At 65.2% G+C, this 22,102-nt stretch carries 18 protein-coding genes; 10 read left to right on the forward strand and 8 right to left on the reverse strand.

Annotation, left to right across the window (positions count from 1 at the left end; all coding sequences use genetic code 11):
- Positions 1–3: 3 nt before the first annotated feature.
- From QM685_RS03700 to QM685_RS03715, 4 genes are all read right to left on the reverse strand, one after another.
- On the reverse strand, positions 4–1,113 hold the full coding sequence (locus tag QM685_RS03700) for an acetoin dehydrogenase dihydrolipoyllysine-residue acetyltransferase subunit (RefSeq protein ID WP_415112835.1): 1,110 nt from the start codon (positions 1,111–1,113) through the stop codon (positions 4–6).
- A 3-nt stretch (positions 1,114–1,116) separates the two neighbouring features.
- A complete protein-coding gene (locus QM685_RS03705; protein WP_415112837.1) occupies positions 1,117–2,121 on the reverse strand; it encodes an alpha-ketoacid dehydrogenase subunit beta in 1,005 nt (334 codons plus the stop codon).
- A gap of 86 nt (positions 2,122–2,207) precedes the next feature.
- Positions 2,208–3,191, reverse strand: a complete 984-nt coding sequence (locus QM685_RS03710; protein WP_415112838.1) for a thiamine pyrophosphate-dependent dehydrogenase E1 component subunit alpha — start codon at positions 3,189–3,191, stop codon at positions 2,208–2,210.
- A gap of 81 nt (positions 3,192–3,272) precedes the next feature.
- Positions 3,273–4,328, reverse strand: coding sequence for an ATP-NAD kinase family protein (locus QM685_RS03715; RefSeq protein WP_415112839.1), 1,056 nt, complete (start codon positions 4,326–4,328; stop codon positions 3,273–3,275).
- A 441-nt stretch (positions 4,329–4,769) separates the two neighbouring features.
- Here QM685_RS03715 and QM685_RS03720 point away from each other — a divergent pair, with 441 nt between their 5' ends.
- Positions 4,770–6,722: a sigma-54-dependent Fis family transcriptional regulator gene (locus QM685_RS03720; RefSeq protein WP_415112840.1), complete on the forward strand. Its 1,953-nt coding sequence runs from the start codon at positions 4,770–4,772 to the stop codon at positions 6,720–6,722.
- Between the two features lie 68 nt (positions 6,723–6,790).
- Here the strand turns inward: QM685_RS03720 and QM685_RS03725 are convergent, their stop codons facing one another.
- Positions 6,791–7,498, reverse strand: a complete 708-nt coding sequence (locus tag QM685_RS03725; protein WP_415112841.1) for a GntR family transcriptional regulator — start codon at positions 7,496–7,498, stop codon at positions 6,791–6,793.
- 218 nt (positions 7,499–7,716) lie between these two features.
- Here QM685_RS03725 and QM685_RS03730 point away from each other — a divergent pair, with 218 nt between their 5' ends.
- From QM685_RS03730 to QM685_RS03745, 4 genes are all read left to right on the forward strand, one after another.
- Entirely contained in the window at positions 7,717–8,991 is a 1,275-nt protein-coding gene (locus tag QM685_RS03730) for a glucarate dehydratase family protein (protein WP_415112842.1), read from the forward strand.
- Between the two features lie 126 nt (positions 8,992–9,117).
- On the forward strand, positions 9,118–10,446 hold the full coding sequence (locus QM685_RS03735; protein WP_415112843.1) for an MFS transporter: 1,329 nt from the start codon (positions 9,118–9,120) through the stop codon (positions 10,444–10,446).
- A gap of 49 nt (positions 10,447–10,495) precedes the next feature.
- Positions 10,496–11,803, forward strand: a complete 1,308-nt coding sequence (locus QM685_RS03740) for an MFS transporter (protein WP_415112845.1) — start codon at positions 10,496–10,498, stop codon at positions 11,801–11,803.
- A 124-nt stretch (positions 11,804–11,927) separates the two neighbouring features.
- The gene (locus tag QM685_RS03745) at positions 11,928–12,662 is read left to right on the forward strand and encodes an ABC transporter substrate-binding protein (protein ID WP_415112847.1); all 735 of its coding nucleotides are present in this window, start codon (positions 11,928–11,930) and stop codon (positions 12,660–12,662) included.
- A 39-nt stretch (positions 12,663–12,701) separates the two neighbouring features.
- Here the strand turns inward: QM685_RS03745 and QM685_RS03750 are convergent, their stop codons facing one another.
- The 3 genes from QM685_RS03750 to QM685_RS03760 are packed head-to-tail and all read right to left on the reverse strand — an operon-like array spanning position 12,702 to position 15,038.
- A complete protein-coding gene (locus QM685_RS03750; RefSeq protein ID WP_415112849.1) occupies positions 12,702–13,010 on the reverse strand; it encodes a hypothetical protein in 309 nt (102 codons plus the stop codon).
- A gap of 33 nt (positions 13,011–13,043) precedes the next feature.
- Complete coding sequence (locus tag QM685_RS03755) at positions 13,044–13,289, reverse strand: hypothetical protein (RefSeq protein WP_415112851.1); 246 nt, start codon at positions 13,287–13,289, stop codon at positions 13,044–13,046.
- 18 nt (positions 13,290–13,307) lie between these two features.
- Positions 13,308–15,038: a tannase/feruloyl esterase family alpha/beta hydrolase gene (locus QM685_RS03760; protein WP_415112853.1), complete on the reverse strand. Its 1,731-nt coding sequence runs from the start codon at positions 15,036–15,038 to the stop codon at positions 13,308–13,310.
- A 363-nt stretch (positions 15,039–15,401) separates the two neighbouring features.
- Here QM685_RS03760 and QM685_RS03765 point away from each other — a divergent pair, with 363 nt between their 5' ends.
- The 5 genes from QM685_RS03765 to QM685_RS03785 all read left to right on the forward strand — a co-directional run bounded on the left by QM685_RS03765 (position 15,402) and on the right by QM685_RS03785 (position 22,059).
- Positions 15,402–15,722 (forward strand): DUF4148 domain-containing protein, encoded by a 321-nt coding sequence (locus tag QM685_RS03765; RefSeq protein ID WP_415112855.1) that lies wholly within the window; start codon positions 15,402–15,404, stop codon positions 15,720–15,722.
- Positions 15,723–15,746: 24 nt separating this feature from the next.
- Positions 15,747–16,409, forward strand: coding sequence for a response regulator (locus tag QM685_RS03770; protein WP_415112857.1), 663 nt, complete (start codon positions 15,747–15,749; stop codon positions 16,407–16,409).
- Positions 16,406–17,806, forward strand: a complete 1,401-nt coding sequence (locus QM685_RS03775; protein WP_415112859.1) for an ATP-binding protein — start codon at positions 16,406–16,408, stop codon at positions 17,804–17,806. Before QM685_RS03770 ends, QM685_RS03775 begins: the two co-directional genes overlap by 4 nt.
- Positions 17,807–18,056: 250 nt before the next feature.
- Positions 18,057–19,130: a Dyp-type peroxidase gene (locus QM685_RS03780; RefSeq protein WP_415112861.1), complete on the forward strand. Its 1,074-nt coding sequence runs from the start codon at positions 18,057–18,059 to the stop codon at positions 19,128–19,130.
- Positions 19,131–19,260: 130 nt separating this feature from the next.
- Complete coding sequence (locus QM685_RS03785; RefSeq protein ID WP_415112863.1) at positions 19,261–22,059, forward strand: AAA family ATPase; 2,799 nt, start codon at positions 19,261–19,263, stop codon at positions 22,057–22,059.
- Positions 22,060–22,102 lie beyond the last annotated feature (43 nt).

The following is a 22,102-nucleotide window of genomic DNA, read 5'->3' on the forward strand; positions in this document are numbered from 1 at the left end:
CGACTATCCGAAGAACTCGTTGAGCAGGCGGTTCACTTCCGATGCGGCCTCCATCTGCACCATGTGCCCTTTGCCGTCGATCACGTGCGCGCGCACTTCCCCGGGCAGGCCCTGCGCATGCGCGGCGGGAATGATCTGGTCCTGCGCGCCCCAGATCACCAGCGTGCGCGGCGCGAGCGTATCGAGCCGGTCGCGATAGACACGGCGCTGCACGCCGCCTTCGAACGCGGACGCGGCAATCTTGCGCAACGCGTCGTTCACGCCTTCGAGCCGCTTGTACTTGACGATGTCTTCGACCAGTTGCCGCGTGACGAGCGACCCGTCCGCGAAGAGCTTCACCAGATGCGGCTTCAGCGCGTTGCGGCTGCTGCCCTCGACAAAGCCTTCGATGTACTCGCGGTTGATCTCTTCGCCGAGCCCCGCGCCCGCGATCAACGCCAGCGACGCGACGCGTTCGGGCGCTTTCGCGGCGACCGCCATCGACACGGCGCCACCCATCGAATGACCGACGAGATGCGCGCGCTCGATGCCCCGGTCATCGAGGAACGCGATCACGCTGTCGGCCAGTTCGTCGATGCTGCCGCTCCCGACCGCCTTGCCCGACTCGCCATGCCCCGGCAGATCGAGCGCCCACACTGCGCGATGCGCGGCGAGATCCGCGTGATTGAAGAGCCAGTTGTTCAGATCGCCGCCGAAGCCGTGAATCAGCACCGCCGGCGTGCCGCCGTCGCCGATCTTCAGGTAACGCACGGTGCGCCCGCCGATCTGCGCTTTCTCCGGCTGCGGCCCGGCGTCCGCAGTGTCGGCGGTAGCCGGCACGAAGTCACGCTGAAACGCTTCGACCGCCGCGTCGATCTCGGCGTCGGATGTCGCTTCGTCGGCCACGACGCCGAGCAGCGCGCCGATCGGCAGCGTGTCGCCCTGCTGCGCGATCTGCTTGCGCAGCACGCCGTCGAAAGCGCACTCGACGCCCGACGAAATCTTGTCGGTCTCGACGTCGAGCACTTCGTCGCCCTTCGCGACCTTCTCGCCGACCTCTTTCAGCCAGCCGTTGACCTGCCCCTGCTCCATCGACAGGCCCCACTTGGGCATCGTAATCATGTGAATCGGCATTGCTCAGCTCCTTACTTTCCGCACCGCCGCGGCGATGTTCTCCGCCGACGGGATATACAGATCTTCGAGCACGCCTGCGAAAGGCGCGGGTGTATGCGGCGCGGTCACGAGTTCGATCGGCGCCTTCAGCGAATGGAACGCGCGCTGCGCGATGAGCGCGGCAATGTCCGTCGCGATCGAGCAACGCGGATTCGCCTCGTCGACCACGACCACGCGTCCGGTGCGCTCGACGCTTTCGAGGATCGTGTCCTCGTCGAGCGGCGACGTCGTGCGCAAGTCGATCACGTCGGCCTGGATGCCCTCCTTCGCGAGTTTTTCGGCGGCGTCCGTCGCGTGATGAACCATGCGGCCATAGGTCACGATCGTCGCGTCATCGCCTTCGCGGACCACGTTCGCTTCGCCGAACGGAATCGCATACGACTCTTCCGGCACGTCGCCCTCGCGGCCATACAGCAGCTTGTGCTCGCAGAAAATCACCGGATCGTTGTCGCGAATCGCCTGGATCAGCAGGCCCTTCGCGTCGTACGGCGTCGACGGGCACACCACTTTCAGGCCGGGTATGTGCGTAAAGAGCGAGGTCAGCATCTGCGAGTGCTGCGCGGCCGCGCGCAAGCCGGCGCCCTGCATCGTGCGGATGACGACCGGCGTCACCGCCTTGCCGCCGAACATGTAGCGGAACTTCGCGGCCTGATTGAAGATCTGGTCGAAGCACACGCCCATGAAGTCGATGAACATCAGCTCGGCCACCGGGCGCAGCCCGCACGCGGCCGCGCCGACCGCCGCGCCGATGAAGCCGCCCTCGGACAGCGGCGTGTCGAGCACGCGCCCCGGATATTTGTGAAAGAGCCCTTTCGTGACGCCGAGCACACCGCCCCACGCGTCCTGTTCGCCGGGGGAGCCCGCGCCCCCCGCGTTGTCCTCGCCCATTACGATGACGCTTTCGTCGCGCGCCATCTCCTGGCTCAGCGCTTCGTTGATTGCCTGAGAAAACGTAATCTTCCGTGCCATGACTGTCTCCTGTCGATCGGAATTAGCGCTTTAGCTGTCGCTCCGATCCCATGCAAAGCTAAAGATTGAATGGTTCGCGGTGCGCGTTACGGATACGACACGTAGACGTCGGTCAGCAGGTCGGCGGCGCCCGGCAAGGGCGCGGCCTTCGCGTCCGTCACCGCGGCGTCGATCAACTGCTTCACTTCCGCATCGATGCCGCGCAGTTCGTCGGACTTGAGCATTTCGGCGCGCACCACGCGCTCCTCGAAGCGCTTCAGGCAGTCTTTTTCATCGCGCAGCTTCTGCACTTCGCCGGGCGCGCGATAGGTTTGCGCGTCGCCTTCGAAGTGGCCGAAATAGCGCGAGAGCTTCACTTCGACGAGCGTCGGGCCGCCGCCGTTGCGCGCTCGCTCGATCGCCGCGCCGAGCGCTTCATGCACCGCGAAGAAATCGAAGCCGTCGACGATCACGCCGGGCATCCCGAAGCCGCTCGCGCGGTCGGCGATGTTGTCGGACGCGACCGACCACGTCGACGACGTCGCCTCCGCATAGCCGTTGTTCTCCGCGACGAAGATCGCCGGCAGGCGCCACACGGAAGCCAGATTCATCGATTCGAAGATCACGCCCTGGTTCGACGCGCCGTCGCCGAAGAAGCACACGCCCACTCCACCGGTCTTTTTGAGCTTCGCGGCAAGCGCCGCGCCGCACACGAGCGGCCCGCCGGCGCCGACGATCCCGTTGGCGCCGAGCATCCCTTTCGACAGATCGGCGATGTGCATCGAGCCGCCCTTGCCGCGGCACACACCGGTGCTGCGGCCGTAGATTTCGGCCATCATCCCGCGCACGTCGACGCCCTTCGCGATGCAGTGGCCGTGGCCGCGGTGCGTGGTCGCGACGTAGTCCGCGTCGTTCAGATGCATCATCGTGCCGACCGCGGACGCCTCCTCGCCCGCATACAGGTGCACGAAGCCGGGTATCTCGCCGGTCGCGAATTCGACGTGCAGACGCTCCTCGAACTCGCGGATCGTGCGCATCATCCGGTACGCGTCCAGCAGCTTTTCCTTGCTCAACTGCGTTGAAACAGACATGGTGTGTCTCCTTGAATGATCTCGATGGTCACTGCTACTTCAGTACGCGTTGCTTCAGGCGTTCGCTTCCTCCCGCAAGGGTTACTTCCGATGCGCGGCCACTTCGCGCATCAACTGCCGCGACGCGCAATAGCGCAGCGTGCGGCCGACGTCGACGGTGAGCGGACCCGCCCAGTCGAGCGCGATCTCGTAGCGGTCGTCGCGTTCCAGTTCGATCTCGCGCTCGCCGTCGAAGGCGAGCGTTCCCTGTTCGGTATGCAACGGCGTCCAGCAGCCGGCTTCGAAACGCTCGCAGGTGCGCATCGTGACCCGATCGACGCGGCCCGGCGCAAGCGGCGCGAAGATCGGCACGCCGGATTCGCCCGCGCGCGCGAACGTCAGATGCAGTCCGTACGGCGCGCTGCGCTCGACCGGTGCCCACGCGCCGCCGATCGCCGACAGGCCGATGCCGTCCGGCGCCGCGAACGTAAGAAAAAGCGCTTCGATATCCGACGGCTCGGAGACGGCCCGCGCGCCGACGAAGCGCTGGCGGCTCACGCACACGTCGACCAGCGCGATCTCTTCGCGCCCCTTGTGCGGGCCCGCAACGCAGCGGACCACGAGACGTTTGTTGCGCGTCAACGCGACATCGGGCGGCACGAGGTCCGATGCGGCGAGCGCGCCCGCGAGGCCGGCCACCGTCGCTTCGCGCAGCTCCGGAAACGCGTTGTTGGTGCCGGTCGACAGCGTCAGCAGCGGCACGTCGCCGCAATGCGCGGCGACCGCGCGATGCGTGCCGTCGCCACCCAGCACCGCGATCAGATCGACGCCCATGCCGACCATGCGCGCGACACCCGCATGGGTGTCCGTCACGCTGTCGGTGATCGGCAGATCGAGGAATTCGACGTCGGGCCAAGGCTGCGGCTCGGCCACGGCCGCATGCGTTTCGAGCGCGCGCAACACCAAGGCGGCGACACCGGTCCGATCGCGCAACGTCAGCACGCGACCGACGCCGAACATGCCGAGGCCCGCGAGCAGGCGCACGACCATATTCGCTTTCTCGGAGGTCGGAAAGACCGATGCATGCGTGGTGAGGCGCCGGATATCGCGGCCCGAGGCGGGGTTCGCGATCACGCCGACGGTGATGGGCGATAACACTGGCTTGTCTCCTGAAGCACGGACTCGTTGTGGCGAAAGCACGTTTGTGTGCGTTTGCGTTGCGTGTTTGCTGCTGTCCGCCAGCGATACTGCAAAGGTCGGGCCAGGCACTTTCGCGCGCGGCGCATGGACGGAAAACCCCTTGTGCAAAGGGCTGGCGCGCACGCCGGGCGGCGGCGGCCGCGTTCATCGGATGTGCGTTGCGATGCCGGATGTGTCTCACGAGCAGGGCCCGCGGCGTGTTCATGTCTCGCGGCACGCCGCGGCGCCGGCCCTGTGCCGCGCCGGACGTGCGTTTGCGCGATGAGACCCGCGTCTCGCCGACACCTGAGACATTCGTCTCACGTGTCGCGCGTGCTGCGCCGCAATGTGATTGCCCAGGGCGAATGTGCTACAAGACGGGAACCTGCCCTACTCGGTGTCGCTCGTCCGGAGCCGGCCATGCCTTACGTTTCTCAAACGCAGCACATCGATCGCGTACGCGGGGCCATCGAAGGACGTCTGCCCGCCCCCGCCAATTCGCCCCGCCTCGTGTCGTCGTGGCAACGCTCGTATGAGCAGTACCGGCTCGACCCCGGTTCCGTGATCGGCCCGCGCGTGCTGTCGTCCGCGGAGCTGCGCGAAGTCCAGGGCAAGGAGGAAGCCTTTCTGCGCGCGTCGGGCCAGTGCCTGACGCGGCTGCACGAGATGATTCGTGTCGCCGACTATTGCGTGATGCTGTCCGACGCGCACGGCGTCACGATCGACTACCGGATCGATCGCGACCGGCGCAACGACTTCAAGCATGCGGGGCTGTATATCGGCTCGTGCTGGTCCGAGCGCGAGGAAGGCACGTGCGGCATCGCGAACGTGCTCACCGATCTCGCGCCGATCACCGTGCACAAGACCGATCACTTCCGCGCCGCGTTCACGACACTCACGTGCAGCGCGTCGCCGATCTTCGCGCCGACCGGCGAGCTGATCGGCGTGCTCGATGCGTCGGCGATCCGGTCGCCGGACAATCGCGACAGCCAGGGGCTGGTCTTTCAACTGGTGCGGCAAAGCGCGAGTCTGATCGAAGACGGCTACTTCCTGAATCAGACCGCGCAGCACTGGATCCTGTTCGGCCATCAAAACCGCCATTTCGTCGAAGCGCAACCCGAAGTGCTGATCGCATTCGACGAATGCGGCAATATCGCCGCTGCGAACCGCAAGGCGCACGAGAGCATCGCGGGCCTCGACGGTCCGCGTCATATCGACGAGCTGTTCGACACGTCCGATGTGCGTCTGCACGACGTCGCGCGCACCGACATGATCGTGGCGCTGCGGCTGCGCGCGACGGGCGCGATGCTGTACGCGCGCATTCGCGCGCCGATGAAGCGCGCGGCTCGCCCGGCGTTCGCGGCCCGCCAAAGCGAGCTGCGTACGGACAACAGCCTCGGCGCGATGAGCCGCTTCCTGCACAGCCAGGACGAACGGATCGCGCGCAACGCGGAAGTCGCATTGCGGATCGCCGGCAAGCGGCTGCCGATTCTCCTGCTCGGCGAAACCGGCGTCGGCAAGGAAGTGTTCGCGCGCGCGGTGCACGACTCGGGTTCGCGGCGTACGCGACCATTCGTCGCCGTCAATTGCGGCGCGATTCCCGAGCCGCTGATCGAAAGCGAACTGTTCGGCTACGCGCCCGGCGCGTTCACCGGGGCACGCAGTCGCGGCGCACGCGGCAAGATCGCGCTCGCGCATAGCGGCACGCTGTTTCTCGATGAAATCGGCGACATGCCGCTCGGCCTGCAAACACGCCTGCTGCGTGTGCTCGCCGAAGGCGAAGTGGTGCCGCTCGGCGGCGATACGCCGGTGCGCGTGGATATCGACGTGATCTGCGCGACGCACCGCGATCTCATGCAAATGGTCGAGGCGGGATCGTTCCGCGAAGATCTTTACTATCGCCTGAACGGCGCGACGCTGCGGATGCCGCCGCTGCGCGAGCGCGCCGACATCCGCGACGTGATCGACGCGGTGTTCAACGAGGAAGCCCAGGCGGCCGGCCATGTGCTGATGCTCGATCCGCAGCTTGCGGAGCGTCTTGCCGCTTTCGCGTGGCCCGGCAATATCCGGCAGTTGCGCAACGTGCTGCGCTATGCGTGCGCGGTCTGCGATTCGGCGCGCGTCGAGTTGCGGCACGTGTCGCCGGACGTCGCGGCGCAACTCGCGTGTGTTGCCGCGCCTGTTGCAACGCCCGCTATCACCACGGACCCCGCGCGGCGAGCCGCCGCGGACGACGAACGCGCACGGATCGTCGCGGCGCTCACCCGCTGCCATTGGCGTCCGAACGCGGCCGCGCAGGCGCTCGGCATGTCGCGCGCGACGCTGTACCGGCGGATCGCGCGGCTGGGCATCGTCGGGCCGCATCGCACGTAGCGCGGCACGCTCAGGAAATCTCCAGGGCTATCGCCGCCCGCCGCATCCACCTGCCGTTGCTCGCACCTTCAATCATCCGCGAGGAAATTCGGATGACTCGCGCGAATCTGATCGATCTGGCTCAGCGTCCCCGACAGATGCTTGCGTAGCGCGGCTTGCGCGGCCGTCACATCGCCCTGTTCGATCGCGTCGACGATCTCGGTGTGATCGCGCACCACCGCCAGCGTCTTGCCCTCCACCGGCAGATTCAGGCGGCGCAGCCGGTCGATGTGGCCACTCAGCCTGCGCACCAGGTCCCATAGCTGCGGCACGCCCGCTGCCTCGTACATCTGCCGGTGAAACGCCTGGTCGAGCAGCGAGAACTGCTCGTAGTTCTTCAGATCCAGCAGTTGCGTCTGCCCCGCGATGGTGGCGCGCAACTGCGCGATCAGCACGGCGTCGCGCTGCTCCGCGAGCGTGCGCACGACTTCCAGTTCGATCGAGCGGCGCAGGAAATGCGCCTGCAACGCGGACGTCACGTTGATCTGGCTGACGACGGTCGCGTGCTGCGGATAGATGTCGACGAGGCCTTCCTCGCCGAGCTTCATCAGCGCGTCGCGCACCGGCGTCTGGCTCAAACCGTACTGGTTCGCCAGCTCGACACGCGACAGCACCGTGCCGGGCGTCAGTTCGAGAGACAGGATCATGCCGCGCAGCCGTTCGAAAATTTGCGGCGCGGCGTGACGGGAGCGGTCGATGCGGTGCGTCACCGCCGACCGGGAAACGTGATTTTTCATGGCTGGAACTGAAGCGTGGACGCAGGCCGGTCGCCCAATCGGGCCGCGTCCGCCTGCTGAAACACTAGCACTATAGCCGACGCCAGCCCCTTCCAGCGGGCCTGACAGCGGATTTCGCCGCACCGGCGGATCAGTATTTACCCCACTGACGTACTAATACATTAGTGCTTTACTATCCGTTCCATCCTCTTCCCATCCTTCGATTGCCGACTGCCACCATGACTCGCGACACCACCATCACGCAGGTGCGAATTACTCCGATCGCCTTTCGCGACGGCCCGCTGCTGAACGCCGCCGGGATCCACGAACCCTGGGCGCTGCGCGCGATCCTCGAGCTGGAGACGAGCGACGGCCGCGTCGGCATCTCCGAAACCTACGGCGACGAGCCGATGCTGCGCGTGCTCGACGAGGCGAAGGCACTGGTGACCGGCCTGTCGCCGTTCGACCTCAACCGCATGGAAGAACGCGTGCGGGCCACGATCAAGGCAGCCCCCGGCGCGGTCGAATTCGAACTCGCGCCCGGTTCGCACTCGGCGAAGAACGCGCCGAAGGTGATCAGCGCGCTGGAAGTCGCGATGCTCGACCTGCAAGGGCAAATCGTCGGCGCGCCGATCGTCGACCTGCTCGGCGGCAAAGTGCGCGACGCGGTGCCCTACAGCGCGTACCTGTTCTTCAAGTACGCCGAGCACGTCGACAAGCCCTATGCGCCCGACGCCTGGGGCGAAGGCTTGAGCCCGGAACAGATCGTCGCGCAGGCGCGCCGCATGATCGACCTGTACGGTTTCCAGAGCATCAAGCTGAAAGGCGGCGTGTTCGAACCCGCGCACGAAATCGCCTGCATGCGCGCGCTGCATCAGGCATTCCCCGGCGTGCCGCTGCGCCTCGACCCGAACGCCAACTGGACGCTCGCAACGAGCATCGCGGCCGCCCCGCAACTCGACGAACTGCTCGAGTACTACGAAGACCCGTGTCCGGGACTCGAAGGCATGGCCGAACTCGCGAAGCACACGCGCCTGCCGCTCGCGACCAACATGGTGATCACGACGATGGACGATTTCCGGCGCGGCGCCGAAATGGGTTCGGTCAAGGTGCTGCTGTCGGATCATCACTACTGGGGCGGCCTGCGCGCGACCCAGACGCTCGCGCGCATGTGCAAGCTGTGGGACCTCGGCATGTCGATGCACTCGAACTCGCACCTCGGCATCAGCCTGATGGCGATGACGCACGTCGCGGCGAGCATTCCGAACCTGACCTATGCGTGCGACACGCACTACCCGTGGCAGGAGGAAGAAGTGATCAAGGGCGGACGCGTGAGCTTCGACAACGGCTCGGTGCGCGTGCCGACCACGCCGGGCCTCGGCGTCGAACTCGATCGTGAACAGCTCGCCGAACTGCACGCGCAGTACCTGTCGTGCGGCGTGCGCAATCGCGATGACCTGAAGCAGATGCAAAAGTACGACCCGAGCTTCAGCGGCAAGAATCCGCGCTTCTGATCCGCGCGTCTGCTGCGCGTTTTTTAGTCCGCGCTGCTGGGCCGCACCTCTGACCAGCACCTCTGACCCATTCGGATATCCGGCACGCGACACGCGGCGCGCGTCGCCACCGAAGGAGACAACCCCATGAGTACCCCCATTGCGGACGCGGCCCGGCCGGACCGCGCCGGCGCGCTGGCGAGCGCGGTGCACAAGATCAAGTGGCGCGTGCTGCCGCTGTTCGTCGTGATGTTCATCGTCAACTACATCGACCGCGTGAACATCGGCTTCGTGCGTCAGCACCTGAGCGCCGATCTGGGTATCGGCGCGGCGGCCTACGGCCTGGGGGCCGGGCTCTTCTTCGTCAGCTATGCGATTTTCGAAGTGCCGTCGAACATCCTGCTGCAGCGCTTCGGCGCCAAGGTATGGCTGACGCGCATCATGCTCACGTGGGGTCTGGCCGCGGTCGGCATGGCGTTCGTGCGCGGCGAAACGTCGTTCTACGCGATGCGGCTGGTGCTCGGCGCGGCCGAGGCCGGCTTCTTTCCGGGCGTCATCTACTACTTCACGCAATGGCTGCCGGGCAACCAGCGCGGCAAGGCGATGGCGATCTTCCTGAGCGGCTCGGCGCTCGCCTCGGTGCTGTCCGGGCCGATCTCCGGCGGGCTGATGCTGATCAACGGCGGCGGCCTGCGCGGCTGGCAGTGGATGTTCGTGATCGAAGGCATGTTCTCGGTGGTGCTGGCCGGCTTCATCTGGCTGTGGCTCGACTCGAAGCCGCGCGACGCGAGCTGGCTGACCCGCGCGGAGCAGGATGCGGTGGTCGGCGAGATCGAGGACGAGCAGCGCCAGCGCTCCGCCTCGCATATGGTCAAACCGTCGCTGTGGACGCTGCTGCGCGACCCGCAGATCCTGATCTTCTGCCTGATCTACTTCGCGGTGTCGCTGACCATTTACGGCGCGACTTTCTGGCTACCCAGCATCATCCGCAAGATGGGCCATTTCAACGATTTCCAGGTCGGCCTCTTCAACTCGATTCCGTGGCTGATCTCGATCGCGGCGATGTACTTCTTCGCGATGCTGGCGGCGCGCTTCAAGTTCCAGCAAGCGTGGGTCGCATGCGTGCTGCTGATCGCGGCGCTCGGCATGTACGCGGCCGGCCAGGGCGGCCCGATCTTCTCGTTCATTGCGATCTGCTTCGCGGCGATCGGTTTCAAGGCCGCGTCGTCGCTGTTCTGGCCGATTCCGCAGGGCTACCTCGACGCGCGGATTTCCGCGGCGGTGCTGGCGCTGATCAATTCGATCGGCAACCTCGGCGGCTTCGTCGCGCCGGCGGCGTTCGGCTTGCTCGAACAGAAAACCGGCTCGATCGAAGGCGGGCTCATCGGGCTCGCGGTGATGTCGGTCGTCGCGGCCGGGGTCGTGTTCCTTTCGCGGATGAGTCCGCGAGAAGGCGTTCCTGCTTCCGCGCATTAGCGTGCATTGAGCCGTATAGACCCCATTCCTGAAACCTTCCGGAGACACGATGAAAATAATGGAAGCCAACGCGGCCGCTGCCCGCACGGCCGTTGGACGATATCGATGGACCATCTGCGCGATGATCTTTTGCGCGACGACGATCAATTACATGGATCGTCAGATGCTGGGGCTGCTTGCGCCGCTGCTGCAAAAGGACATCGGCTGGAATCAGGTGCAGTACGCGCAGACCGTGATGGTGTTTACGGTCACCTATGCGGTGGGTCTCGCGATCTTCGGCCGGATCGCCGATCGCGTCAGCACCAAGGTGGTCTACGGCAGCGCGATGGCGATGTGGAGCCTCGCCGCGATGCTGCACGCGGTGGCGGCCACCGTGCCGGGTTTCGCGGCCGTGCGCGGTCTGCTCGGCTTCGGCGAGGCGGCCAACTTTCCGGTCGCGATCCGCACCACCGCCACGTGGTTTCCGAAGAAGGAGCGCGCGTTGGCGACGGGCTTCTGGAACATGGGCGCGACGATCGGCGGGATCGTCGCGCCGGCGTTCGTGCCGATCGCCGCGGTGATGTGGGGCTGGCGCGCGACGTTCATCGCCGGCGGCGCGACCGGTTTCATCTGGCTGGCGGTGTGGCTGCTGATCTATCAGCCGCCCGCGCAACATCCGTCGGTATCGAAAAGCGAACTCGACTATATCGATTCGGACCGCGACGAAGTCGTCGAGCAACGGGTCAGTTGGCTGTCGGTGCTCAAATACCGCGAAACGTGGGCGTTTATCGTCGGCAAGCTGCTGACCGACCCGGTATGGTGGTTCTATCTGTTCTGGCTGCCGAAGTGGCTCAACGAATCGCGGCATATCGACATCGGCAATATGGGCCTGCCGCTGATCGTCATCTACACGATGGCGTCGGTCGGCAGCGTGGCGGGCGGATGGTTGTCGTCGCGTCTGATGGCGCGCTCCAACAAGCCGAATTTCGCGCGCAAGATCGCGATGGGCATCTGTGCGTTGTGCGTGCTGCCGATTGCAACACTGTCGTATTTCCAGAGCCTGTGGTTTGCGGTCTTCGCGGTTGGCCTCGCGGCCGCGGCGCACCAGGGATGGTCGGCGAATCTGGTCACCACGGTAGGCGACGTGTTTCCGCGCCGGCTGGTCGGCACGGTGGTCGGTATCGGCGGCGTGGCGGGGATGGTCGGCTCGTTCTTCTACTCGGGTGTGATCGGCGAGACGCTGCAGCGTACCGGGCAGTATTGGGCGCTGTTCGCGGTCGGCGCGCTGGCGTATCTGGTTGCGCTCGGCATTATTCATCTGCTGATGCCGCGGATGACGCCGGTGAAGTTGCGAGAGTCCCGCGCGGTTTCAGACTGAAAGGCTTCCTGGCGATGCTCGCGGCGCGGAACGCATAGCGTGACCGTCATCAGGCGCACAATAGCGGGATCCTTGAACCTTGAGGCCGCGCTGTGGACAGATCGCGGTCGCCACGAGAGCTTCCATGAACCTCGATTCATCCATCGTCGCCGCGTTCACGCCCACGGGCAAACTGCGCGCATCGATCAATCTCGGCAATCCGATACTGGCCAACAGGGATCCTGGCTCCGGCGCACCATTCGGAGTGTCGGTCGATCTCGCGCGCGCATTCGCCGCAAAACTGAACGTCGAACTGGAACTGGTGGTCTTCGATGCGGCCAGCAAATCGGTCCAGGCCGTCAGCGAAGAACGCGCCGATTTCGGTTTCTTCGCCGTCGATCCGTTGCGCGGCGAAACGATTGCGTTCACGGCACCCTATGTGTTGATCGAAGGCTTCTATCTGGTGCGCGCCGACTCGCCGGTGCGATCCAATCGCGATGTGGATCAGGCGCACAACCGTGTCGTCGTCGGCAAAGGCAGTGCATATGATCTGTTTCTTACGCGCGAGCTGAAGTCGGCACAGATCGTTCGCGCGCCGACCTCGCCGAGCGTCGTACAGACGTTCGTCGATCAGCATCTGGAAGTGGCGGCGGGCGTGAAGCAGCAACTCGAAGCCGATGCGCAGAGAACCGCTGGACTGCGGCTGCTCGACGAACGGTTCATGGTGATCCAGCAGGCAATGGGCACACCAAAGAGCCGCGGGCCGGCGGCAGCCGGCGCCTTAAATGCGTTCGTCGAAGAGATGAAAGCGTCGGGCTTCGTGGCCGATGCGCTGGCGCGGCACGGGATCGCCGGTGCATCGGTGGCGCCGGCGGCGTAGCGATCGCCGCGGATCAATCCGCGCCCAACCCAAAACCCGCTACACCGCGGGCGTCTCCCGCTTTCCCTCAAGACCCCCAGCCGCCATCCGCGTAGCCGATTGCGCGGCCATCACGGAATCGATAAAGGTGTGCGCCCTCTTCTCTCCGTATTTGAATGCCTGCTGCTCGGAAAGAAAATCGAGCTGCTCCGGAAAACTCGCGACTTCCTTGTTTTCCTGTGCAGGCAATACGACGCTCCACGACACGCGGTAACGTCGTGAGATGCCACCGAGCGCGCGCGATCTGGCCGACGTCACATGAACTTCGATGCGGCAATCGCGATAGGGCACATAGGACTGGCTGGACATGATCCTCTCCCTTGGGGCAAAGCGCCTGACCGGTTACCGGTATGCATCGATCGTGCCCAACCGCGACAGAGCAAGCATGACCGGGCTCGCGGAAACCAGGCCGGCAGCGTTGGCGTGCAGTGCCGTAAACGAGCCCGCCAGAAAACGGTACGCGTTGTAAAAACTACGGCCCCGCCCGTCAGCACGTCCGGTCGGCTTTCCACTGAGGATTGATCGGCACACGCGCGGCACACGCGCGCCATGCGAGCCGCCCGGCGGCTCGTCCGCGACGTCGACCATCCGGCGCTATCGTACCCCTCACTGGCTCGCGCAGGTGAAATTCGACGCGAGATTCACGTCGCCCGAACCGTTATAGCGGGGAAAGGTCGGGTACTCGCAAAGCGGCCGCGTGCGTCCCGGTACGCCCGCCGTATCCGCGACGATCTGCGGGGGCGGCGCGACGCCCTTTTCGACCCAGTTTTCCAGCGTCGTCAACGAATCCCAGGATGCGTTGAAAACCGTGCTGACCGCATGGCCGTAGCCGGGAATCTCGTAGTAGCGCACGAAGTTGGCCACGGTCGAGGCGCCCATCGTCGACTGCAGGCGTTGATAGTACTGTTCGCTCGAGCGCGTGCTGACGAGCGCGTCGGCCATGCCGTGCGCCATCAGGATCTTGCCGCCCTTCGCGTTGAACGCCGACAGATCGGTCTTGTTGACGTCCTGCAAACCCGTCAGCTGGCTGATGCGCGACTGTAAAACGCCGGGGTTCTGCGGATCGACGCTGAGCGAATTGTAGTCGGAGTCGCGCGTGACGAAATAGCGTATCCATTGATCCCAGAAGACGCTCAGATACGGCGCGGTATTGGGCATCGGCGAAGCCGGCTGCGACGTGCCGAGCGCGAGCGCGATCACGGTCGGTTGCAGTGCGGAAGCATTCGCCACGCCGAGGTCCGCGCCGTACACGTTAAAGCCCGGATACTGCGTCTCGCCGCTCGCGAGCGTGTAGCCGAACGTGATCGGCGTGTTGTACACGTTGAGCGCGGCTATCTGCGCGTCGGACAGACAGGTGTCGCCGGTATCCACGCCGCCCGCGCAGCGCAGCGGCGCGCCGTTGAGCAGCGCCGTGGACGGATTGAAGGTCGTGTTGCAGGCGGCGACGTTGCTGATCAGACCGTCGGCGACGCCGTCGAGCGTATCGCAGCTTGCCAGCACGGCGTCGAGCAATACCTTGCGCTTGGCCTGATCGAGATAGGCGCCGGGTGCGGCGAGCGACCGCGTGATGCGTCCGAATTGCAGATCGAGGCTCGCGGCCGCCCACGCCGGATACAGAACGATCGAGCCATCCCAGTCCTGCGGCCAGCGCTGCACCACCGCAAGCGCCTCGCGGCCGCCCGAAGAGCCGCCCGCGAAATAGGCCCGCTTCGGCGCCTTGACCGCGTAGCGCGCGTCGATCAGATAGACCGCCGCATCGCGCGTCTTCTTCAGCGCGTCGCCGGAAAAATTGCGCACGGCTTCGTCGTTCACGCCGAACGATCCGTCCTCGCTGCCGAGCGCATTGGCCTGGTGCCCCGAGTCGCTTGCGAAGACCGCGTAGCCGCGGCCGAGCGGTGTCGGCTGCGCGCTCGGGCCGGCCGGCACGTTGCCGGTGGGCGCGGGAATCGTGCCGTCGTAGCCGCCGCCGCCAAACATCATGATCTTGTTGTTCCACGTGGTCGGCATCGCAATCTGGAATTTGATCTGCGGCGCCGCCGGGTCGACGGGACTGATCGCGCCGCTGACGAGGCAGTACTCGCCGGTCGCCTGCGCGCCGGTGCCCGAGGCAGGCATCACGGTCGCCGCGGTGACGGTCGCGCCGTTGGTAGGCAGCCCGATCGACGACGACGGCACGGTCTTGCCGGCGAGTTGCGAACAACTGAGGGACGTCCCGGTGCCCGGCTCGTTGTCGTCGTCGCCACCGCAGCCGCCTAGCGACAGGATCGCAAGCAGCGGCGCGATGGCGAGGGCTGCGCCACGAATGCGTAGATCGGAAACGGCGGGCTTGCTCTGCATGACTGTCTCCCTGTGAAGTCGAGTCCCGGTCGTATGGGCCGCTTTCGTTCCAGCCATCGTGACGGCGCCATGGCACGTACTCGTGGATGTGCCGTGTTCGACGACGTCTTGAAGCGCCGCACGGCAACGGCGAGCGTAGCAAACCGCATGCCGCGAATACGCGATCATGCACGGGGCGCCGTCCTGATGGTGCGGGCATATGCGAGGTACATACAGACGTGGCGGCATCGAACGCCTGCTGCCCGACGCATCGGTAACGGTAGACATTCGCTGTCGCTGACTCTCCTTAACTCGGAGATAAGCTTCGCCCCTCCAGAATCAGGGTGCAGGTTTCCTGATCAACCTCACCTTCTGGAGGCTCATATGAAGACGACGATCGTCGGCATCCTCGGCATCGGCTTGCTGGTCACGCCGCTTCTCTCCCATGCTCAGGCGAGCACGCGTCGTACGCACGCGGAGGTGCGCGCCGAACTCGTGCAACTCGAAAAAGCCGGCTATAACCCCGCGCGACGCGACGATGCCACCTACCCCGCCAATATCCAGGCCGCCGAGGCTCGCGTTTCCGCGCGGAATCCGGCAGCCACTGACACCACTACCGCGTACGGCGGCACGCCCGCGGGTAAGTCGGAGTCGGATCGCCGCACCTCGAAGGCGACATCGGATTCGCTATACGGCCATCACTGACGCCAGCAAGGACCAGGCGATTCGATGCGGATACTGCTTGTCGAAGACGATACGCTGATCGGCAGCGGCCTGCAGCAGGGGCTGCAACATGAGGGCTTCGCGGTGGACTGGGCGCGGGAAGGCAACGCCGCGGCGCTCGCGTTGCGCACCACGTCGTATGGGCTCGTCCTGCTCGACCTCGGGCTTCCGGAGCAGGACGGACTGAGCCTGCTCGCACGACTACGCCAGCGCCACGACGACACGCCGGTGATCATCATCACGGCCCGCGATGGCGTGCCGGACCGGGTCGCCGGACTCGACGGCGGTGCCGACGACTACCTCGTCAAACCGTTCGCACTCGATGAACTGCTGGCCCGCATGCGCGTCGTGCATCGACGCCAGACCGGGCGTTCCCGCACGACGCTCGAGTTCGGTTCGCTACGGCTCGATCCGGCGCGGCATCGGGTCTGGGTGCGGGAAGAAGAAATACCGCTGACGACCCGTGAATTCGCGTTACTGCTGGAGCTGATGCATGATCCGGGCGTCGTCGTCTCCCGCGAGCAGCTCGAAGAACGCCTGTATGGCTGGAACGAGGAAATCGAAAGCAACACGATACAGGTGCATATCCACAAACTGCGGCGCAAGCTCGGCGCAAAGGCTATCCGCAATGTACGCGGCGTCGGCTACCAGATGGGAGAGATCGATTGAGATCATTGCGCCGGCGTTTGCTGGTGTGGCTGCTCCCCGCAACGTTGCTCACCGGGCTGCTGGCGAGCGCGGCAACCTACTGGGGCGCTCTCGCGGAGCTCGACGAACTGCTCAACGATCAGCTCAAGGCCGTTGCGCAACACGTCGTCGTCGAGCCCGACGGACATCTGTCACTTCGCGGCATGCAGGGCTCGAACGAAGACCGTCTATCAGGAGAACAGTCGCACGCCGTATTGCTCCAGGTCTGGCGCGGCGCCGCGCGCATCTTCAGCACCGACGTGGACTCGCCGCTGCCGCCGCCCTCCCGCGCCGGATTTGCCGACGTCACGGTCCGCGGGCAGATCTGGCACACCTATGTCACGCGCGACGGTGACATGCTCGTCCGCGTCGCGCAGGCAGGACGCGCGCGCTGGGAAGCGGTAGCCGAGATCTCCATGCATCTTTTCTGGCCGGTGCTGTCTCTGATTCCGGTGCTGGCACTCTTTCTCTGGTTCGGGATCGGCTACGGGCTGGGACCGCTGCGGGAGATTGCCGCCAGCCTCAAGCGACGGGACGTGAACAACATGCAGGTGGTTGACACCGCGTCGATGCCGGGCGAGGTCAAACCGCTCGTCGACGCGATCAACGATCTGCTGTTGCGCCTCGATGACGCATTCACAGCCCAGCGTCACTTCATCGCCGACGCCGCGCACGAACTGCGCACGCCGATCATGGGCCTCGGCCTGCAGGCGGAGCTGCTGCCGCGAGCGAGGAATCAGGCAGAGCGCGATCTCGTCACCGGGCAGATCCGCGCGGGCACCGCACGCCTCGCCCACCTTGCGGAGCAGTTGCTCACACTGGCGAGACTCACACCCGAGTCGCCGCCGCCCGCCTTCGACGAACTGGACCTGACCGCGTTGGCGCGCTCGGTCGTTGCGGAGCGCGTGCGTCTTGCGGAAGCGAACGGAATAGATCTCGGGCTGGTCGCCTCGGCGTCGGTGAAAACACACGGCAATGCGGAAGGAGTTCGCATCCTGCTGAACAATCTCGTCGACAACGCCATCCGCTATGCGGGTATGCAGGCACGAGTCGATGTCATCGTGAGCGAAGAAGACGGCAGCCCGGTCATCGAGGTCCGCGACACCGGCCCCGGCATCGCGGAAGCAGACCACGAACGGGTCTGGGAGCGCTTTTATCGCGGCAGCGGCCATGCCATGCCGGGCAGTGGGCTCGGCCTGTCAATTGTCAGGCGCATCGCCGAGCAGCATCGGGCCGTCGCGTCGCTGCACAGCGGCCCAGACGATCGCGGACTGACGGTGTCGGTGCGTTTTCCCCAATTTGTCCGGCACGGCAGCGGCTCGAGGTTGCAACGGGCGGTGGAACGGGATCGCCGGGCAGTCGCCGGTCGCACCGCATGAGGCGACAGGATCCTTGCGCTGCCCGTCTCGTTGCTCCCGGAAATACGACGGTCATACGCTGACTTAATGTAGCGCTTTAACATCCACGCATGCGTCGCGCGACAGTCGCATGCGCCGGCGCTCGTCAGTTGCATTCGAGTCTGAGTTGTCTCAGACTGGCAACGGAGCAAATCGGAAAAAGGGACATACAGGCCCTCGCCCAAACAGCGCCGCGTGGCCGCGCTTCCTCACGATCCGCAAAAGAATTCACATGCCCGACACTGCGCCCGAACCTCAAGCTGTCTGTAATCCCATTACTCGCAGCGCGATCTTCATCGTCGCCACGGTGGCTCGTCGCGAAGCCAGCGCCGCCAGGGTCCGTGACTGGTGCGGCGAAGTCTCCGCGCTGGTGCGCGCAGTCGGCACGCGCGCGCCGGCCGCCAGTCTCTCCTGCGTCTGCGGCTTCGGCTCCGACGCGTGGGACTTTCTGTTCGGCGCGCCGCGTCCCGCCGAGCTGCACCGGTTCCGCGAGTTCGGCTCGGGCGAGCGCCGCGCCATCGCGACGCCCGGCGACATCCTCATGCACATCCGCGCAGATCACATGGACCTGTGCTTCGAGCTTGCATCGCAAATGCTCAACAAGCTCGGCGACGCGATCACCGTGGTCGACGAAGTGCACGGCTTTCGCTACTTCGACCTGCGCGACATGGTCGGCTTCGTCGACGGCACGGAGAATCCATCGGGCCGGAGCATGACGGGCTTCACGATCATCGGCGACGAAGACGCGGACTTCGCGGGCGGCAGCTACGTGATCGCGCAGAAGTACTTCCACGATCTCGACGCGTGGAACGCGCTGCCCGTCGAGCAGCAGGAGAAGATCATCGGGCGCGAAAAGCTGTCGGACGTCGAGCTGGATGCCGCCGTCAAGCCGTCCTGCTCGCACAGTTCGCTCACCACGCTCGACGAGAACGGTCAGGAAGTGAAGATCCTGCGTCACAACATGGCTTTCGGGCGTCCGGGCGCGAAGGAGTTCGGCACGTACTTCATCGGCTATGCGCGTTCGCCGCGCCCGACCGAGCAGATGATGGAAAACATGTTCGTCGGCCGGCCACCCGGCAATTACGACCGTCTGCTCGACTTCAGCCGCGCGGTGACGGGTGGTCTGTTCTTCGTGCCGTCCGCGGATCTGCTCGACGCATTGCCGGACCGCGCGCCGTGCGCCGCGCCCGCTGCGTCTTCGCAAGATACCGACCAGAACACCGGTCAAAACACCGGCAAGCAGGAGAAGCGCCGCGACGGTGCACTGAACATTGGTTCACTCAAGGGAACCTCATCACACGAATAGCCCGCGTCGCGAAGCAGGCTCGATAAGAGACTCATGGGGAGAATGACCCGGTTACCACGCGGCGATTCGAAATAGGCCCGCGCCGTGCGTCGCGGACATCGAATCGCCCTCAACCTGGAGACGATTGATCATGGCTGCCCTTTGCGAAATTTGCCATGCCCGGCCCGCGGTTGCACAAGTGACGGTGGTGCAGAACGGCCAGCGCAAATCGATGTCGATCTGTGAGTACGATTACCGTCAGCTCATGCGCCACCAAAGCATGCTGAATCCGTTCGATTCCCTGCTCGGCGGCGGCCTGTCGCGTTTCATGGGAGGCGACATGCCCGGCGCGGACGACGCTGCGGACGAGAACATGGTGGCCTCGGTGCCGCGCGATTCCGTCGACGTCACCGACGCCTTCAGCGAGCAGACGATGGAGCTGCTGCAACGCGCGGCCGAAAAGGCGCACGAGTTGCAGAAGACCGAGCTCGACACGGAGCAGGTGCTCTACGTGCTCGCGGACACCGATGTGGTCCAGGCGCTCTTCAAGGAGATGAAGCTGGCACCGGACGACATCAGGCGCTACATCGACGAACACGCGCAGAAAGGCAAGGCCGGCCCGGATGCGCCCGCCGACAGGATGACGGTTTCGCCGCGTCTGAAAAAGGCCTTCCAGTACGCGTTCCAGGCCTCGCGCGAACTCGGGCATTCGTATGTCGGGCCGGAGCATCTGCTGATCGGTCTTGCCGCCGTGCCTGATTCCATCGCGGGCGGCCTGCTGAAGAAATATGGCGTGACGCCCGAGGCGTTGCGGCAGAAAGTGGTGAAGGTCGTCGGCAAGGGCGCGGAGGACGGCAGGGTCGACACGCCGACCAACACGCCCACGCTCGACAAGTTCGGCCGCGATCTCACCGCGATGGCGCACGCGGGCAAGCTCGATCCGGTACTCGGACGCGCGCAGGAAATCGAGAGCACCATCGAGGTGCTGGCGCGGCGCAAGAAGAACAATCCGGTGCTGATCGGCGAGCCGGGCGTGGGCAAGACCGCGATCGTCGAAGGACTCGCGCAGCGCATCGTCAACGACGACGTGCCCGAAGACCTGCGCAACAAGCGTCTGGTCGAGATCAACATCAACTCGATGGTCGCGGGCGCGAAGTATCGCGGCGAATTCGAGGAACGCGCGAAGCAGCTCATCGACGAAATCACCGCGAAGCAGGACGAGCTGATCGTCTTCATCGACGAACTGCATACCATCGTCGGCGCGGGACAAGGCGGCGGCGAAGGCGGCCTCGATATCGCCAACGTGCTCAAGCCCGCGCTCGCGCGCGGCGAACTGAGCCTGATCGGCGCGACGACGCTCAACGAGTACCAGAAGTACATCGAGAAGGATGCGGCGCTGGAACGGCGCTTTCAGCCGGTGCTGGTGCCGGAGCCGACCGTCGAGCAGACCATCGTGATCCTGCGCGGTTTGCGCGACAAGCTCGAGGCGCATCACCAGGTCACTTTCGCCGACGATGCGTTCGTCGCTGCCGCCGAGCTGTCGGATCGCTACGTCACGTCGCGTTATCTGCCGGACAAGGCCATCGATCTGATCGATCAGGCCGCCGCGCGCGTGCGCATCGGCGCGACTTCCCGGCCGCCCGCGATTCAGGAGACCGAGGCGGAGATCGCGCAGTTGAAGCGCGAGCAGGACTACGCGTCCTCGCGCAAGCGCTTCGACGAAGCAAAGAACTTCGAGGAGCGCATCAAGGAAAAGCAGAGCAGGCTCGAAGAACTGACCGAAGCGTGGCAGCGCAAGACCGGCTCGGAGACGCTGGAAGTGACCGTCGCGTCGGTCGCGGAGGTCGTGTCGCGGCTCACCGGCATTCCCGTCACCGAACTCACGCAGGAAGAGCGTCAGAAGCTGCTGGAGATGGAGAACAAGCTGCGTGAACGGGTCGTCGGTCAGGATGACGCCGTGCTCGCCGTCAGCGATGCGGTGCGGCTGTCGCGCGCGGGCATGGGTCAGGCGAACCGGCCCATCGCGACATTCCTGTTCCTCGGACCCACGGGCGTCGGCAAGACCGAGCTCGCGAAAGCGCTCGCGGAAACCGTGTTCGGCGATGAATCCGCGGTGATCCGCATCGACATGTCCGAGTACATGGAGCGTCATGCGGTCGCACGGCTGATCGGCGCGCCGCCCGGATATGTCGGCTACGAGGAAGGAGGCCAGCTCACCGAGCGCGTGCGCCGCCGTCCATACAGCGTGATTCTGCTCGACGAGATCGAGAAGGCGCATCCGGACGTCTACAACGTGCTGCTACAGGTATTCGACGATGGACGCCTCACCGACGGCAAGGGCCGCGTGGTCGATTTCAGCAATACGATCATCATCTCGACCAGCAATCTGGGCGCGTCGATCATCATGGACAACCTGGAGAAGAGCGAGAAGGATCGCGACAGCGACAAGGCAGTGCGCGGCAGACTGATGGACGTGCTCAAGGGCCACTTCCGGCCCGAGTTCCTCAATCGCATCGACGAGATCATCGTGTTTCATGGACTATCGCGCGAGAACATCCGCTCGATCGTGCAGATCCAGATCGATCGCGTGGTGCGCACGGCGGCCGCGCAAGACATCACGCTCAAGGTCCAGGATTCCGTCATCGATCATCTGGCGGAAGTCGGCTACAAGCCCGAGTTCGGCGCGCGCGAGTTGAAGCGGCAGATCCGCGTGAAAATGGAAACGAAGCTCGCGAGAGAAATCCTCGGCGACCAGTTCAAGTCCGGTGACACCGTGGACGTGAGCTACGACAAGGACACCGACGCGATCGCGTTCGCCAAGGTCGAGTCCGCGCCTGCTCGAGCGGCCGAAGCAGCCGATGCAGCGGCGGCGAAACCGAAGAAGGCGAAGCCGGCGAGCAGGAAGAGCTCGCCGAAGTCGTCGGCAAAGAATGAATCGGCGAAAGCCTGATTCGCGCTGTGCGATGCGCCACGCCCGACAGCGTGGGGCGTCG

The sequence above is a fragment of the Paraburkholderia sp. genome, assembly GCF_047605525.1.
In the GTDB taxonomy this organism is placed as follows: domain Bacteria; phylum Pseudomonadota; class Gammaproteobacteria; order Burkholderiales; family Burkholderiaceae; genus Paraburkholderia.

Coding starts and splice junctions, on each gene's coding strand:
- QM685_RS03760 (WP_415112853.1), bottom strand. CDS start 15,038: ATGCAGAGCAAGCCCGCCGTTTCCGATCTACGCATTCGTGGCGCAGCC.
- QM685_RS03785 (WP_415112863.1), top strand. CDS start 19,261: ATGGCTGCCCTTTGCGAAATTTGCCATGCCCGGCCCGCGGTTGCACAA.
- QM685_RS03705 (WP_415112837.1), bottom strand. CDS start 2,121: ATGGCACGGAAGATTACGTTTTCTCAGGCAATCAACGAAGCGCTGAGC.
- QM685_RS03745 (WP_415112847.1), top strand. CDS start 11,928: ATGAACCTCGATTCATCCATCGTCGCCGCGTTCACGCCCACGGGCAAA.
- QM685_RS03750 (WP_415112849.1), bottom strand. CDS start 13,010: ATGTCCAGCCAGTCCTATGTGCCCTATCGCGATTGCCGCATCGAAGTT.
- QM685_RS03725 (WP_415112841.1), bottom strand. CDS start 7,498: ATGAAAAATCACGTTTCCCGGTCGGCGGTGACGCACCGCATCGACCGC.
- QM685_RS03765 (WP_415112855.1), top strand. CDS start 15,402: ATGAAGACGACGATCGTCGGCATCCTCGGCATCGGCTTGCTGGTCACG.
- QM685_RS03770 (WP_415112857.1), top strand. CDS start 15,747: ATGCGGATACTGCTTGTCGAAGACGATACGCTGATCGGCAGCGGCCTG.
- QM685_RS03700 (WP_415112835.1), bottom strand. CDS start 1,113: ATGCCGATTCACATGATTACGATGCCCAAGTGGGGCCTGTCGATGGAG.
- QM685_RS03740 (WP_415112845.1), top strand. CDS start 10,496: ATGAAAATAATGGAAGCCAACGCGGCCGCTGCCCGCACGGCCGTTGGA.
- QM685_RS03730 (WP_415112842.1), top strand. CDS start 7,717: ATGACTCGCGACACCACCATCACGCAGGTGCGAATTACTCCGATCGCC.
- QM685_RS03720 (WP_415112840.1), top strand. CDS start 4,770: ATGCCTTACGTTTCTCAAACGCAGCACATCGATCGCGTACGCGGGGCC.
- QM685_RS03755 (WP_415112851.1), bottom strand. CDS start 13,289: ATGGTCGACGTCGCGGACGAGCCGCCGGGCGGCTCGCATGGCGCGCGT.
- QM685_RS03710 (WP_415112838.1), bottom strand. CDS start 3,191: ATGTCTGTTTCAACGCAGTTGAGCAAGGAAAAGCTGCTGGACGCGTAC.
- QM685_RS03780 (WP_415112861.1), top strand. CDS start 18,057: ATGCCCGACACTGCGCCCGAACCTCAAGCTGTCTGTAATCCCATTACT.
- QM685_RS03735 (WP_415112843.1), top strand. CDS start 9,118: ATGAGTACCCCCATTGCGGACGCGGCCCGGCCGGACCGCGCCGGCGCG.